This is a genomic window from Vibrio qinghaiensis, from assembly GCF_002257545.1.
Taxonomy (GTDB): domain Bacteria; phylum Pseudomonadota; class Gammaproteobacteria; order Enterobacterales; family Vibrionaceae; genus Vibrio; species Vibrio ordalii.
Genome location: NZ_CP022741.1, coordinates 1,937,602 through 1,951,184, shown reverse-complemented (window position 1 = coordinate 1,951,184; position 13,583 = coordinate 1,937,602). Strand labels below are relative to the sequence as shown.

Below are 13,583 nucleotides of genomic sequence, written 5' to 3'. Positions count from 1 at the left end.
GGTAACGTATGAGCTATGAATTAGACGACGACATTCTTCAGGACTTTTTGGTTGAAGCAGGTGAAATTCTCGAATTGCTCTCAGAGCAATTGGTTGAACTTGAGAACAACCCCGAAGACAGGGAGTTATTAAATGCGATTTTCCGCGGTTTCCATACCGTTAAAGGTGGGGCCGGGTTTCTTGCCCTCACCGAGCTGGTTGAGACGTGCCACGGTGCCGAGAACGTATTTGATATCTTACGCAATGGTCAAAGAAGCGTAACATCAAGCTTAATGGATACGATGTTACGAGCTTTAGACACCGTTAATGCACAGTTTCGCGCTGTTCAAGATCAAGAACCTTTAGAGCCAGCAGATCCCGCTCTCCTCGATGAACTTCATAAATTGTGTCGCCCTGCTTCTGAAGATGAAATTGACGAAGTGGAGCCTGTTATTGCTGAAGTTGAGGAAGAGGAGGTTATCGAAGCGCCTGAGCCTGAAGTTGCTCAACCAACAGTATCACAAGCGATAGATTCAAATTCTATCGATGAAATCACGCAAGATGAATTTGAAAAACTGTTAGACGAATTACATGGTAAAGGCACTGCGCCCAATGTTCATTCTGAAAATGCCGCACCGCCCCCAGCGCCTAAAGCCCCAAGTGCATCAGCGGCTACTAGTGGTGATATTACGGATGACGAATTTGAAAAGCTGCTTGATGATCTGCATGGCGTAGGTAAGGCTCCAACAGTCGAATCTGCTCCTGAGGTTGCAGCAAAATCCGCCTCCACGTCTTCTACTCCTCCACCAAAATCAACAGCGGCACCTAAAGCTTCTGCTGGTGGTGGCGATGATCTGATGACTGACGAGGAGTTTGAAAAGCTTCTTGACGATCTGCATGGTTCGGGAAAAGGCCCACTGCCAGAAGAGTTGGAAATGGCAACCAGGCCTGCCTCTGAAAATGTGAAGCCAGCGGAGCCTGTAAAACCAACAGAGACCGCAAAACCGAAGGCTGAAGCGGCGAAACCTACACCTGCACCTCAGCCTAAAGTAACGGCTCCAGCCGCCTCTTCCCCGGCGAAAGCTCCGGTTGCAGTGGCTGAGAAAAAAGAAGTATCAGCACCTGCTGCTAAAAAAGCGCAGACTCAACCAGAAACAACAGTCCGTGTTGATACATCAACGCTCGACATCATTATGAACATGATTGGCGAATTGGTGCTAGTTCGTAACCGCTTGCTGAGTCTGGGGCTTAATAGTAACGACGAAGAGATGGCCAAAGCAGTGGCTAACCTTGATGTGGTTACCGCGGATTTGCAAGGCGCTGTCATGAAAACGCGTATGCAACCGATTAAGAAAGTGTTCGGCCGTTTTCCTCGCGTGGTTCGAGACCTTGCACGTACCTTGAAAAAAGACATCGTGCTTGAAACGCGTGGCGAAGAAACAGACCTTGATAAAAACTTGGTCGAAGCGCTTGCAGACCCCATTGATTCACTTAGTGCGTAACTCAGTTGATCACGGTATTGAAATGCCAGATGTGCGCAGCAAATCTGGAAAACCAAGCACGGGTAAAATCATACTCTCAGCTTCGCAAGAAGGTGACCATATTGAGCTAGCTATCGTCGATGATGGCGGCGGTATGGACCCAGATAAGTTGCGTAGCATTGCGGTGAAACGCGGTATGATGGATGAAGATGCGGCGTCACGCCTCTCCAATAAAGAGTGTTTTAACTTAATCTTTATGGCTGGATTCTCCAGTAAAGAGCAGATTTCAGACATTTCTGGTCGTGGTGTTGGGATGGATGTTGTAAAAACAGCCATCAATACACTCAATGGTTCAATTGACATCGATTCTGAGATGGGCAAAGGGACTAAGATTACGATCAAAGTGCCGCTAACACTCGCTATCTTACCGACATTGATGGTTGGGGTCGCAGGGCATCCATTTGCTCTACCGCTTGCGAGCGTGAATGAAATCTTCCACCTTGATCTTAGCCGGACGAACGTCGTTGATGGACAATTGACCATCATAGTACGTAAAAAATCGATACCACTCTTCTACTTACAGAATTGGCTCGCACCTAAAGCGGGGAAAATAGAACTGCGTAAAGGTCATGGACATGTTGTTATTGTTCAGATCGGTAGCCAGCGAGTTGGTTTTGTCGTTGATACCTTAATTGGCCAAGAAGAAGTGGTAATCAAACCACTAGATAAGCTTCTTCAAAGAACACCGGGTATGGCTGGGGCGACGATTACCAGCGATGGACATATTGCACTAATACTAGATGTGCCAGATTTGCTTAAGCAGTATGCTGCTGCTTCCCGCATTTAAATGAGCACACAATATAAGGATACCCATGGCGATTAGAGTATTAGTCGTTGATGATTCGAGCTTTTTTAGGCGGCGTGTGAGTGAAATTATTAACTCCGACACCCGTCTAGAAGTGATTGATGTTGCAACCAACGGTAAAGAAGCCGTAGAAAAAGCGAGAATCTTAAAGCCTGATGTCATCACAATGGATATTGAGATGCCAGTTATGGATGGTATTACTGCCGTCCGTGAAATCATGGCTGCGAACCCGATCCCGATCTTGATGTTCTCATCACTGACTCATGATGGTGCCAAAGCAACGCTAGATGCTTTAGATGCTGGAGCGTTAGATTTTTTACCGAAAAAATTTGAAGATATTGCCCGTAACCGCGATGAGGCTGTTGTTTTATTGCAGCAACGGGTTATTCAAATCGCGTCAAAAAAAGGGATGCTGAGAAGACCTTTGGTTTCACGCCCTGTACCGAACTCGTCATCGCCGTTTGCCAGCAGAACGACGGCTGCAACGCCGAGCTCCCCTGCGCCGAAATCAATGGGCACATTGGCTCGCTTTAAAGCTACAGGTAAAAAATATCAGTTGACCGCTATCGGTACCTCTACAGGTGGCCCGGTTGCGTTACAAAAGATATTGACGAAGTTGCCTGCCAATTATCCACATCCGATCGTACTCATTCAGCACATGCCAGCCACCTTTACAGCAGCATTTGCAAGTCGACTAAATTCACTTTGTAAAATAGAAGTGAAGGAAGCTGAGGATGGTGATGCGCTGCGCCCAGGCGTTGCTTATTTGGCTCCGGGTGGTAAACAGATGATGATTGAGGGCCGCCCGGGTAGTGCTAAATTGCGCATTATCGATGGTGGTGAACGTATGAATTATAAACCGTGTGTCGATATAACATTCGGTTCTGCGGCAAAGATTTATGCCGATAAAGTACTGTCAATGGTATTGACTGGTATGGGAGCCGATGGTCGTGAAGGGGCTCGAATGTTACAAGCCGCAGGGGCAACCATTTGGGCTCAGGATGAAGAAAGCTGCGTGGTGTATGGTATGCCGCAAGCTGTCGCCAAAGCGGGTATCTCGTCTGAAGATTTACCGTTAGAGCGTATATCAGAACGAATGTTAGTTGAAGTTGGCCTCGCATAAAGGAAGTTCAATGATCGTATGGAGTATTGCAAACCAAAAAGGCGGAGTGGGTAAAACGACCACAACGATTACGCTTGCCGGTTTGCTAAGTCAGCAAGGCAAAAGAGTGCTGTTGGTTGATACTGATCCTCACGCCTCGCTTACTACATACTTAGGTTATGATTCTGATGGCGTGCCTGTCAGCCTGTTTGACCTATTTCAGCAACGTGAGTTAACAGAGCAGAGTGTTATCCCTCTTATCCTAAAAACCGATGTTGAAGGCATTGATCTCATCCCTGCCCATATGTCTCTAGCCACTTTAGATAGAGTCATGGGCAACCGCAGTGGGATGGGGCTGATTTTGAAACGTGCGCTTCTTACATTGCGTCATAATTATGACTACGTGTTGATCGACTGTCCTCCAATCTTGGGGGTAATGATGGTTAATGCATTGGCCGCCAGCGATCGTATCTTAATTCCAGTACAGACTGAGTTTCTGGCTATGAAAGGGCTCGAAAGGATGATTCGCACCTTAGCCATCATGCAAAAATCTCGTAGTCGATCGTTCAAAGTGACTATCGTACCGACTATGTACGACAAGCGAACCCGGGCTTCTTTGCAAACGCTGAATCAACTTAAAAAAGATTATCCAGAACAAGTGTGGAGCTCTGCTGTACCTATAGATACCAAGTTCCGTGACGCGAGTTTAAAGCGCTTACCTGCTTCTCATTTTGCCGAAGGTAGCCGTGGTGTTTTTGCTTATAAACAATTGCTGATTTATTTAGAGAGGCTAGCTATTGATGAGTAGTGGGCCATTTTTATCCAGTGAACAAGCACTCGATGACTACTTTACAGCGTTATTAGATGAAGAAGCGATTGAACTTGAGCTGAAAGCGGAAGAGCAAAAAGAATTGTCCCTTGCTGAACCTGAGTTAGCGCTTTCGACATCGGTGCAATCTGTTCCGGAAAAAAGCTATTATCATGCTGAAGTGGTTGAGTTTGATCTGCCGAATTTAGATGACGTGCAGCGCTTATTAAGCCAGTTAGAATCAAGTAATCCAGTCGCAGAGTTAGAGCTGGAAGAGGTCATGGAGCAAAACACCGTTCAGATCGCTTTAAAAACTCAACCAGTGGCTGAAATTGTTGAAGAGATCCAAGAGTGGGACATTCCCACCGATACTTTGGAAACTGAAGTTGAAGTTGAAGTTGAAATTCTGACTGCGGCAGACACTGTTGAAGAATTTGCTGTTGATGTGGAAGTTGTTGAACAATTAACCGTTGAAGTCGCACGTCAAACGCAAGCTGGCTACTCCGAAATTGGTATGTGGCAAAGCACGGCGAGAACTCGAGATTTTCAAGTACTCTATTTTGAAGTGAACAGCGTAACATTTGCTGTCCCGCTTGATGAGCTCGGGGGTATCCATCGCATGGGAGTGCTCAATCATTTAATCGGTCGACCTGCTTGGTACCTTGGGCTGCAAACTAATAAAGATAATCAGCTAGATGTCGTCGATACGGCAAAATGGGTGATGGCAGAAAAGCTCCATGATGATAGCTACAAAGAAGGCTATCAATACATCGTCATGCTTGGTGACAGTATGTGGGGGTTAGCAAGTACTCAGCTTATGGGTACAGAATTGCTAAACTCAGAGAAGGTCCGCTGGCGAGAAAAAGCAGGTAAAAGGCCGTGGCTTGCTGGAATGGTAAAAGAAAAAATGTGTGCTTTGATCCATGTTGAAGCATTGATAGCTATGCTTAATGCAGGGCTTGATGTAAAAGCACTAGAGAAATAATAATACATTGATGTCGGAATCGACTTAGAGAGGAAAAGGTATGTCTCAGACTAACGAAGTAGAAGTAAGAAAAGACAAGTCTAACGACGAAGTGCTTCAGTGGGTGACGTTCCAACTAGAAGAAGAAACATACGGAATTAATGTAATGCAGGTACGTGAAGTGCTTCGCTATACAGAAATTGCACCGGTACCAGGTGCTCCTGATTATGTTCTTGGCATCATTAACCTACGTGGTAATGTTGTGACCGTCATTGATACACGATCTCGTTTTGGCTTAATGCAAGGTGAAATCACGGATAATACACGCATCATTGTGATTGAATCTGAGCGCCAAGTGATTGGTATTTTAGTCGATAGCGTTGCTGAAGTGGTTTACCTGCGTTCTTCTGAAATCGATACTACACCAAGTGTTGGTACCGATGAGAGCGCTAAGTTTATTCAAGGAGTGAGCAACCGTGATGGCAAACTATTGATCCTTGTTGACCTGAATAAACTGCTAACTGAAGACGAGTGGGACGAGATGGACCACCTATAATGAGCGAAGCTATGTTGTTCAGTGCTCCAGTTATTCTTATAGGGAGCACGGTTTTTGTTGTTGTGCTTTTTTTGCTGGTGTTACTTCGTGTGCGTCAGGGACTTGCCCAACAGATTGATCACCAAAGACAACAAGCCCGATCGTTAGATAAGGAGTTGCAAAAGACGAATAGGCAACTGTTAGAGATACGCTCAGTTGCTATTGGTCTTGGCCAAAAAGTGACGGATCAGCAGGATCTCATCCAGCATTTAAACGAGCGAATCACTGAATTGGAACATGTTGATACGGATGGGCGTTTATACAGCCGAGCGACAAAAATGGTCCAACTCGGTGCTGACATCAATGAGCTTATTGAAGAGTGTGAGCTACCTAAAGCTGAAGCTGAGTTGATGATGTCCTTGCAGAAGAAAATTTCAGGGCATGAAAGCATCCCGCCATTGAGCAGTCATCCGGAAGGTCGCGAGCGGGTGCAAAGCCGGCGACCTGCCCAAAAATAGTCGACAGAGCGAAAATAGAGAGGGAAGCCAATGGCTTCCCTCTCTATTTTTCAATGTGGCTAAATGTAACTATAAAGTAGTAAATAAGACAAAAAACAATGAAAAATTAACAGTTTCTTACCTAGTTTCGTGACTGGTAATAGTCTTATTATGTTTTGTCTTAGGTGTGGTGTGCTAATATAGCGGCTCAAATTTCTCGATTTAGATGCACATGCTTGAAGTAAATAACCTGACCGCAATTCGTGATGAAAGAGTTCTGTTTGAAGCACTTAGCTTTGTGATTCGTGCTGGTGAATTGGTGCAGATTGAAGGACGGAACGGCACAGGTAAAACAACCTTATTACGAATTATTGCCGGGTTAGGTGATAGAGACGATGGCTCTATTTCGTGGAATGGAGTGAATATTGAGTCTAACCGTGATGATTACCATCAAGATTTACTGTTTCTTGGTCATCAAACAGGAGTTAAGCGTGATTTGACGGCATTTGAGAATCTTCATTTTTATCAATCAGTACATAACTCGGGATCATTTTCTCAAGCGATACATCAAGCCTTGGCTCAAGTGGGTTTAGCTGGCCGAGAAGACGTAGCTGTAGGCCAACTTTCTGCCGGACAACAGCGCCGAGTTGCACTGGCCCGTTTATGGCTCAGTCAGCAAAAGTTGTGGATTTTAGATGAACCGTTAACTGCGATTGATAAGCAAGGTGTCAAAGTATTGGAAGCCTTATTTCTAGGACATGCACAACAAGGTGGTATTGTTGTGTTGACCACGCACCAAGATATGTTTTCTGACTATCCGCAATTACGAAAAATTAAATTAGGGTATGAATCATGATTGTGATCATGGGGATGATCATCCGTCGTGAATTATTGATCGCCTTTCGTCGCCAAGCGGACATTTTTAATCCATTGTGGTTTTTTATCATAGTGATTACGCTATTTCCGTTGAGTATTGGCCCTGAACCTGCTTTGCTAGCCCGTATCGCCGCAGGTATTGTTTGGGTCGCAGCGCTATTGTCAGCGCTACTATCACTTGAGCGTCTGTTTCGTGATGATTTTCAAGACGGGTCGCTTGAACAAATGATGCTGATCCCTGTTCCATTACCCATCGTTGTTATTTCCAAAGTAGTGGCTCATTGGTTATTGACTGGACTGCCTTTAATTTTAATTAGCCCATTGCTAGCCGTATTATTGTCATTAGATTTTAATACGTGGCTTGCGGTTGTATTGACTTTGTTCATTGGCACGCCAACGTTGAGTTTTATCGGCGCTATTGGTGTTGCATTGACCGTAGGGTTGCAAAAAGGTGGCGTACTATTGAGCCTGCTAGTTTTACCCTTATATATCCCGATTTTAATTTTCGCCACATCAGCCATTGATGCGGCATCACTTGGTATGCTCTACAACGGTCAATTGGCTATGTTGGGGGCGATGTTTATGGGAGCGATGACCTTAACCCCGTTTGCTATTAGCGCAGCATTGAGAGTCAGCGTTAACTAAATTAAGTACGAACGATATTTTCAGCAATGCATTTGAGCGTTGCATATTAACAACACAATAAACTGAGCAGAGACATGCTCAGAAGCAATGAAGTAAGAGTGAGACAATACAATGTGGAAATGGCTCCATCCCTATGCAAAGCCTGAATCCGCCTATCGGCTATGTGGAAAGTTGCTGCCTTGGTTTGCAGGGCTCGCTATATTATGCTTGGTGGTCGGTAATATTCTTGGCTTAGCTTATGCTCCGGCAGACTATCAACAAGGCGACAGCTTCAGAATCATTTACATTCATGTCCCTTCCGCCATTTGGTCAATGGGCATTTATATGTCGATGGCGATTGCGGCTTTCATTGGTCTAGTTTGGCAACTTAAACTGTCGAACATGGCCGCTGCTGCAATGGCGCCCATCGGTGCGGTGTTTACGTTTATTGCATTAATTACTGGGGCCATTTGGGGCAAACCGATGTGGGGAACTTGGTGGGTATGGGATGCTCGTCTGACCTCTGAGCTGATTCTACTGTTCCTCTATTTGGGAGTGATTGGGCTTTACCATGCCTTTGATGATCAAAACACGGCTGCAAAAGCCGCAGGTCTACTGGCCATTGTTGGTGTGATCAATCTACCTATCATTCATTTCTCCGTTGAGTGGTGGAATACCCTGCATCAAGGTGCCACGATTACTAAATTTGAAAAGCCTTCCATATCCAGTGACATGTTGTGGCCACTGCTGCTCAATATTTTTGGTTTTGCTTTCTTTTTTGCTGCGGTCACTATGGTCCGCTTACGCAATGAAATTATCAGTAAAGAGAGCCATCGCCCTTGGGTTATCGAATTGGCAACCCTTCAAACACAGAAAGGTAACTGATCATGCATTTTGACTCTTTAAGTGATTTCTTGGCGATGGGCGGTTATTCCGTCTATGTATGGAGTGCATTTGGCATCACCTTTTTATCCATGTTTATTTTACTGATGCTCAGCATCAGACGTGGTAAAGCCTTGTTGCAAGATGTGCAAGCAAAGGTTGAACGCCAAGCCAGAATTGATGCAGCAAAACATATGGAGAACACCTTATGACCCCAAGACGCAAAAAAAGACTCACCATTATTTTGGCATTGATTATTGGGGCTGGTGCCACCATTGGTTTGATGTTGTATGCACTGAGTCAAAATATGGACCTTTTCTATACGCCGACCGAGCTTGTACACGGTAAACCCGATGGGACAAAACCAAAAGTGGGTCAAAGGCTACGCATTGGTGGCATGGTGGTGGTTGGGTCTGTGAAAAGGGATCCTAGTTCGCTAAAGATAACATTTCAGCTCCACGATGTTGGTCCAAATGTAACGGTTGAGTATGAAGGCATTTTACCCGACTTGTTTAGAGAAGGTCAGGGGATTGTTGCGCAAGGTGTATTGAAAGATGCCACCACAGTGGAAGCGTTTGAAGTGCTAGCCAAGCACGATGAAAACTATATGCCACCGGAAATTGCTGAAGCGATGAAGAAAACGCATGAGCCTTTAATTTATAGCTCAGAGCAGAAACAAGGAAGTAATAAATGATCGTTGAAATTGGACATTTTGCTCTTATTGTATCGCTTGGGCTTGCTATCTTACTGAGTTCACTTCCGCTTATTGGTGCTTCAAAAAATAACACCATGCTAATGAATACTGCACGACCGTTGGCGTGGGGAATGTTTTTATTACTGCTTGTTTCATTTTGTATTTTGTTGTGGGCATTTTATGTCAATGATTTTACAGTGCAATACGTGGCGAGTAATTCGAATACACAACTGCCTTGGTACTACCGATTAACAGCGGTATGGGGTGCACATGAAGGTTCGCTATTATTATGGGTTTTAATCCAAGCGCTATGGACAGTTGCCGTTGCTGCATTTAGTCGCGGAATGCCTCAAGAATCGGTAGCGCGAGTCTTATCTGTAATGGGGCTGATCAGTGTTGGATTTTTGTTGTTTGTGATTGTCACTTCGAATCCATTTTTGCGCACCTTACCCTATTTTCCGGTTGATGGCCGCGATTTAAACCCGCTGTTACAAGATCCAGGACTAATCATTCACCCACCGATGTTATACATGGGATATGTCGGTTTTTCTGTGGCCTTCTCATTTGCGATAGCCTCTTTGATGACTGGTCGTTTGGATACTGCATGGGCCCGTTGGTCTCGTCCTTGGACAACTGCGGCGTGGTTGTTTCTAACATTAGGTATCGCGCTAGGTTCGTGGTGGGCTTACTACGAACTTGGCTGGGGTGGCTGGTGGTTCTGGGATCCAGTAGAAAACGCGTCGTTTATGCCATGGCTGGCAGGAACGGCATTGATGCACTCACTTGCCGTGACAGAAAAACGTGGCACATTCAAAGCTTGGACAGTGTTGCTGGCAATTTCAGCATTTTCACTCAGTTTACTGGGTACATTCTTAGTGCGATCAGGTATTTTGGTTTCGGTGCACGCATTTGCATCTGATCCGGCGCGTGGTCTTTTTATCCTTGGATTTTTGGTGTTTGTCATCGGTGGTTCATTGTTATTGTTTGCGGTAAAAGGTGCGTCCGTGCGAGTTCGAGGCAATGCCGAGCTGATCTCACGTGAAAATGCTCTGCTCTCCAACAACATCTTATTAATCGCTGCACTAGTGGTTGTGTTGGTTGGAACCTTGCTGCCTTTAGTTCACAAACAAATTGGTCTTGGGTCAGTATCAATAGGTGCGCCTTTCTTTAACATGCTCTTTGCATGGCTGATGGTACCTTTTGCATTTTTATTGGGGATTGGCCCGCTGATCCGTTGGAAGCGCGATAACTTTTCCAACTTATTGAAACCTATGTTTGTCTGTGGCCTGATGGCGTTGATTCTTTCAGCGGTTATGGTGTACCTGTTAGCTGAACGCTTTAGTTTTATGGCATTTATCGGCTGGGTCATGGCGTTTTGGATAATTTTATTGCACCTTGTTGAGTTATATCAACGAGCCACCCATCGGCATAGTTTTATGACGGGCGTAACGAAATTACAGCGCAGCCACTGGGCTATGATGTTGGGCCATATAGGCTTAGCCGTTACTGTGATCGGTATTGCTATGGTGCAAAACTACAGTATCGAGCGTGATGTTCGTCTTGCACCTGGCGAGTCTTTTCAAATTCAGCAATATGATTTTTATTTTAAAGGGTTAAGAGATAAAGATGGCCCGAACTACGATGGTTATATTGCCGATTTTGAAATTACTCAACAAGGGCAATACGTCAATACGCTTCATGCGGAAAAACGTTTTTATCGTACTGCTAAGTCAATGATGACTGAAGCGGCTATCGATCGAGGTATCACCCGTGATTTGTACATTGCGATGGGTGAGCGATTAGAAGATGGTCATTCATGGGCAATTAGAATTTATTACAAGCCGTTTGTACGTTGGATTTGGGCTGGTGCTTTATTGATGTCATTAGGTGGTGCTATAGCCATCAGCGATAAACGCTATCGTTTTAGAAAAAGTTCCCAGCAGGAGGCGTAGATGAACAAGAAAATTCTATTTATTCCATTGGTTGCTTTTCTTGGGCTTGCCCTCGTGTTTACTACCCAGTTAGTCAAAAATACTGAGGGTGACGATCCCACTAAATTGGAATCGGTTCTTATCGGTAAACCTGTTCCTGAGTTCCGTTTGGAAGATTTAGCTGAACCCGGAAAACTGTACGACCAAGCGGTATTTAAAGGTGAGCCTTTACTGCTCAATGTTTGGGCAACTTGGTGCCCGACCTGCTATGCCGAACATCAATATCTCAATCGGTTGGCGGGTGATGGTGTAAAAATTATAGGCTTAAATTATAAAGATCAACGAGATAAAGCGGTTCAATGGTTAAATGAGCTAGGTAATCCTTACTTGATCAGCCTGTTCGATGGTAATGGTATGTTAGGCTTAGATCTCGGCGTTTACGGTGCGCCGGAAACCTTTCTCATTGATGCCAACGGCGTTATTCGTTACCGCCATGTGGGGGATGTTAATCCAACCAATTGGCAGACAACTTTGCAACCTATGTATCAGAAACTTCTAGAGGAAGTGAAGTAATGAAGCGTTTTATATTATCGATCATTGCTAGCTTTGCTTTGGTATTTTCTGTTCAATCTTCAATTGAAGTGTACGAGTTTGACAATCCACAGCAAGAGCAGCAATTTAAAGAGTTGAGCAATACACTGCGTTGTCCAAAGTGTCAAAACAATACTATTGCCGACTCAAATGCTGCATTAGCACAGGACTTACGTAATAAAGTCTATGAAATGACCAAGCAAGGTAAGTCCGAACAAGAGATTGTTGAGTACATGATTGCACGTTACGGCAATTTTGTGACTTACAATCCACCGTTGACTTTGGCGACTTCCATCTTATGGCTAGGTCCTTTGAGTGTGGTGTTTCTAGGGTTTGGTTTTATTGTGTTACGCAGCAAACGTCGTAAAGCATCAACCACCCAAGATGGTGAAGCTTGGGATGCAGAAAAGGAGGAGCGATTAAATCAGTTGCTCGCCGAAGACACGGTTGATGATGAGAAGCATGGAGACAAACAATAATGACATTTTTTTGGTTATCTACCCTCATTCTGACCTTCTTTGGTTGTGTCTTCATTGCACTGCCTATCTTCAAGAACAGAGCGAACGACGATGCAGCAGTGCGTGATGAATTGAACAAAGCGATCTTTAAAAACCGCCTTGCAGAATTACACGAAGAGACACAAGAAGGGTTGGTCGACAGCGAACAAGAGCTGATTGCTGATCTGAAACAGTCACTATTGGATGATATTCCTGCGCAATCGGTGCAACGAAATTCATCATATGTGTCACCGATGGTTGTTTTGATCCCCTCGATTTTATTGGTCGTTATCTTAAGCTATGGCTTTTACCTAAAATTTGGTGCGGCTAGTCAAGTGAAGCAGTGGCAGCAAGTGAACGCTAACTTACCTGCACTCTCAAAAAAAATGATGTCACCAGAAGGTGCTGCCTTAAGTGATGATGAGATGGATGATCTCACACTGGCGCTGCGCACTCGTCTGCATTATCAGCCTCAAGATGCGACCGGGTGGTTGCTGCTTGGGCGCATTGGACTTGCCAACAGAGATATAGAAACATCGATTGGCTCAATGAAAAAAGCGTATGCGTTAGATCCAAAAGATGCAGATGTGAAGTTGGGCTATGCGCAAGCATTAATGTTGTCGCAAGATGAGCTTGACCAAAATCAAGCACGTGAAATTTTAACGGCATTAGTACAACAAGATTATGTTGATCTACGCGTGTTTTCACTACTTGCGTTTGATGCGTTTGAACGCCAGGATTACCCAGCGGCGATGAAGTATTGGCGATTAATGCAGCAGATGATTGGTCCTGAAGATAGCCGTTATGAGATGCTTTCGCGCAGTATTGAAAGAGCACAAAGCAAAATGCAGCCTAAAGCTATCGATGGGAAAATGGTTCCTGTCACCATCTCACTCGGTGCTGGCGTGACTCTTGAACAAAATGCAGTACTCATAGTCTCTGTGCACAGTTCCGATGGGGCACCTATGCCTGTTGCCGCCGCGCGTTATCCACTGACTCAATTCCCTATTAAGGTTGTGTTAGATGATAGCAATAGCATGGTTCAGGGTCGGAAGTTATCCGACCTTGCACAGCTTATTGTTCGAGTACGCTTGGATACGGATGGCAATGTTTCAACCAAACAAGGTGATTGGTTTGGTGAAAGTGCTGCCATGAGCCTCGGTCAACCTGTTGAAGTTGTGATCAATAAGCAGTATTAATAGCACTTATATACAATTAACGTATTGATAGGCCGATGTCTCATCGGCCTTTATACAT

At 44.8% G+C, this 13,583-nt stretch carries 14 protein-coding genes and 1 pseudogene; all 15 read left to right on the top strand.

What is annotated here, in order from left to right; translation table 11 throughout:
* The first annotated feature begins 8 nt into the window (after positions 1–8).
* The 15 genes and pseudogenes from CCZ37_RS08960 (at position 9) to ccmI (ending at position 13,525) form a co-directional block, all read left to right on the top strand.
* Positions 9–2,307 (top strand): annotated as a pseudogene (locus tag CCZ37_RS08960) (chemotaxis protein CheW).
* Positions 2,308–2,332: 25 nt separating this feature from the next.
* A complete protein-coding gene (locus CCZ37_RS08955; RefSeq protein WP_094500340.1) occupies positions 2,333–3,448 on the top strand; it encodes a protein-glutamate methylesterase/protein-glutamine glutaminase in 1,116 nt (371 codons plus the stop codon).
* Between the two features lie 10 nt (positions 3,449–3,458).
* Positions 3,459–4,235: a ParA family protein gene (locus CCZ37_RS08950; RefSeq protein WP_010318882.1), complete on the top strand. Its 777-nt coding sequence runs from the start codon at positions 3,459–3,461 to the stop codon at positions 4,233–4,235.
* Complete coding sequence (locus CCZ37_RS08945) at positions 4,225–5,220, top strand: chemotaxis protein CheW (RefSeq protein ID WP_094500339.1); 996 nt, start codon at positions 4,225–4,227, stop codon at positions 5,218–5,220. Before CCZ37_RS08950 ends, CCZ37_RS08945 begins: the two co-directional genes overlap by 11 nt.
* A 40-nt stretch (positions 5,221–5,260) precedes the next feature.
* Positions 5,261–5,755 carry a chemotaxis protein CheW gene (locus tag CCZ37_RS08940; protein ID WP_010318880.1) on the top strand — a complete coding sequence of 165 codons (495 nt, stop codon included), beginning with the start codon at positions 5,261–5,263 and terminating at the stop codon, positions 5,753–5,755.
* Entirely contained in the window at positions 5,731–6,252 is a 522-nt protein-coding gene (locus tag CCZ37_RS08935; RefSeq protein WP_029626948.1) for a DUF2802 domain-containing protein, read from the top strand. The genes CCZ37_RS08940 and CCZ37_RS08935 overlap by 25 nt, the downstream gene beginning before the upstream one ends.
* Positions 6,253–6,463: 211 nt before the next feature.
* Entirely contained in the window at positions 6,464–7,087 is a 624-nt protein-coding gene (gene ccmA, locus CCZ37_RS08930; protein ID WP_010318878.1) for a cytochrome c biogenesis heme-transporting ATPase CcmA, read from the top strand.
* Entirely contained in the window at positions 7,084–7,752 is a 669-nt protein-coding gene (gene ccmB, locus CCZ37_RS08925; protein WP_010318877.1) for a heme exporter protein CcmB, read from the top strand. Before ccmA ends, ccmB begins: the two co-directional genes overlap by 4 nt.
* 111 nt (positions 7,753–7,863) lie before the next feature.
* Entirely contained in the window at positions 7,864–8,616 is a 753-nt protein-coding gene (locus CCZ37_RS08920) for a heme ABC transporter permease (RefSeq protein WP_094500338.1), read from the top strand.
* A 2-nt stretch (positions 8,617–8,618) separates the two neighbouring features.
* Positions 8,619–8,825 carry a heme exporter protein CcmD gene (gene ccmD / locus CCZ37_RS08915; protein WP_094500337.1) on the top strand — a complete coding sequence of 69 codons (207 nt, stop codon included), beginning with the start codon at positions 8,619–8,621 and terminating at the stop codon, positions 8,823–8,825.
* Positions 8,822–9,307, top strand: coding sequence for a cytochrome c maturation protein CcmE (gene ccmE / locus CCZ37_RS08910; RefSeq protein WP_094500336.1), 486 nt, complete (start codon positions 8,822–8,824; stop codon positions 9,305–9,307). Before ccmD ends, ccmE begins: the two co-directional genes overlap by 4 nt.
* Positions 9,304–11,259, top strand: a complete 1,956-nt coding sequence (locus CCZ37_RS08905) for a heme lyase CcmF/NrfE family subunit (protein ID WP_094500335.1) — start codon at positions 9,304–9,306, stop codon at positions 11,257–11,259. Before ccmE ends, CCZ37_RS08905 begins: the two co-directional genes overlap by 4 nt.
* A complete protein-coding gene (locus CCZ37_RS08900) occupies positions 11,260–11,811 on the top strand; it encodes a DsbE family thiol:disulfide interchange protein (RefSeq protein WP_094500334.1) in 552 nt (183 codons plus the stop codon).
* Positions 11,811–12,308 (top strand): cytochrome c-type biogenesis protein, encoded by a 498-nt coding sequence (locus tag CCZ37_RS08895; protein WP_094500333.1) that lies wholly within the window; start codon positions 11,811–11,813, stop codon positions 12,306–12,308. The genes CCZ37_RS08900 and CCZ37_RS08895 overlap by 1 nt, the downstream gene beginning before the upstream one ends.
* Complete coding sequence (gene ccmI / locus CCZ37_RS08890) at positions 12,308–13,525, top strand: c-type cytochrome biogenesis protein CcmI (RefSeq protein ID WP_010318870.1); 1,218 nt, start codon at positions 12,308–12,310, stop codon at positions 13,523–13,525. The genes CCZ37_RS08895 and ccmI overlap by 1 nt, the downstream gene beginning before the upstream one ends.
* Positions 13,526–13,583: the final 58 nt, after the last annotated feature.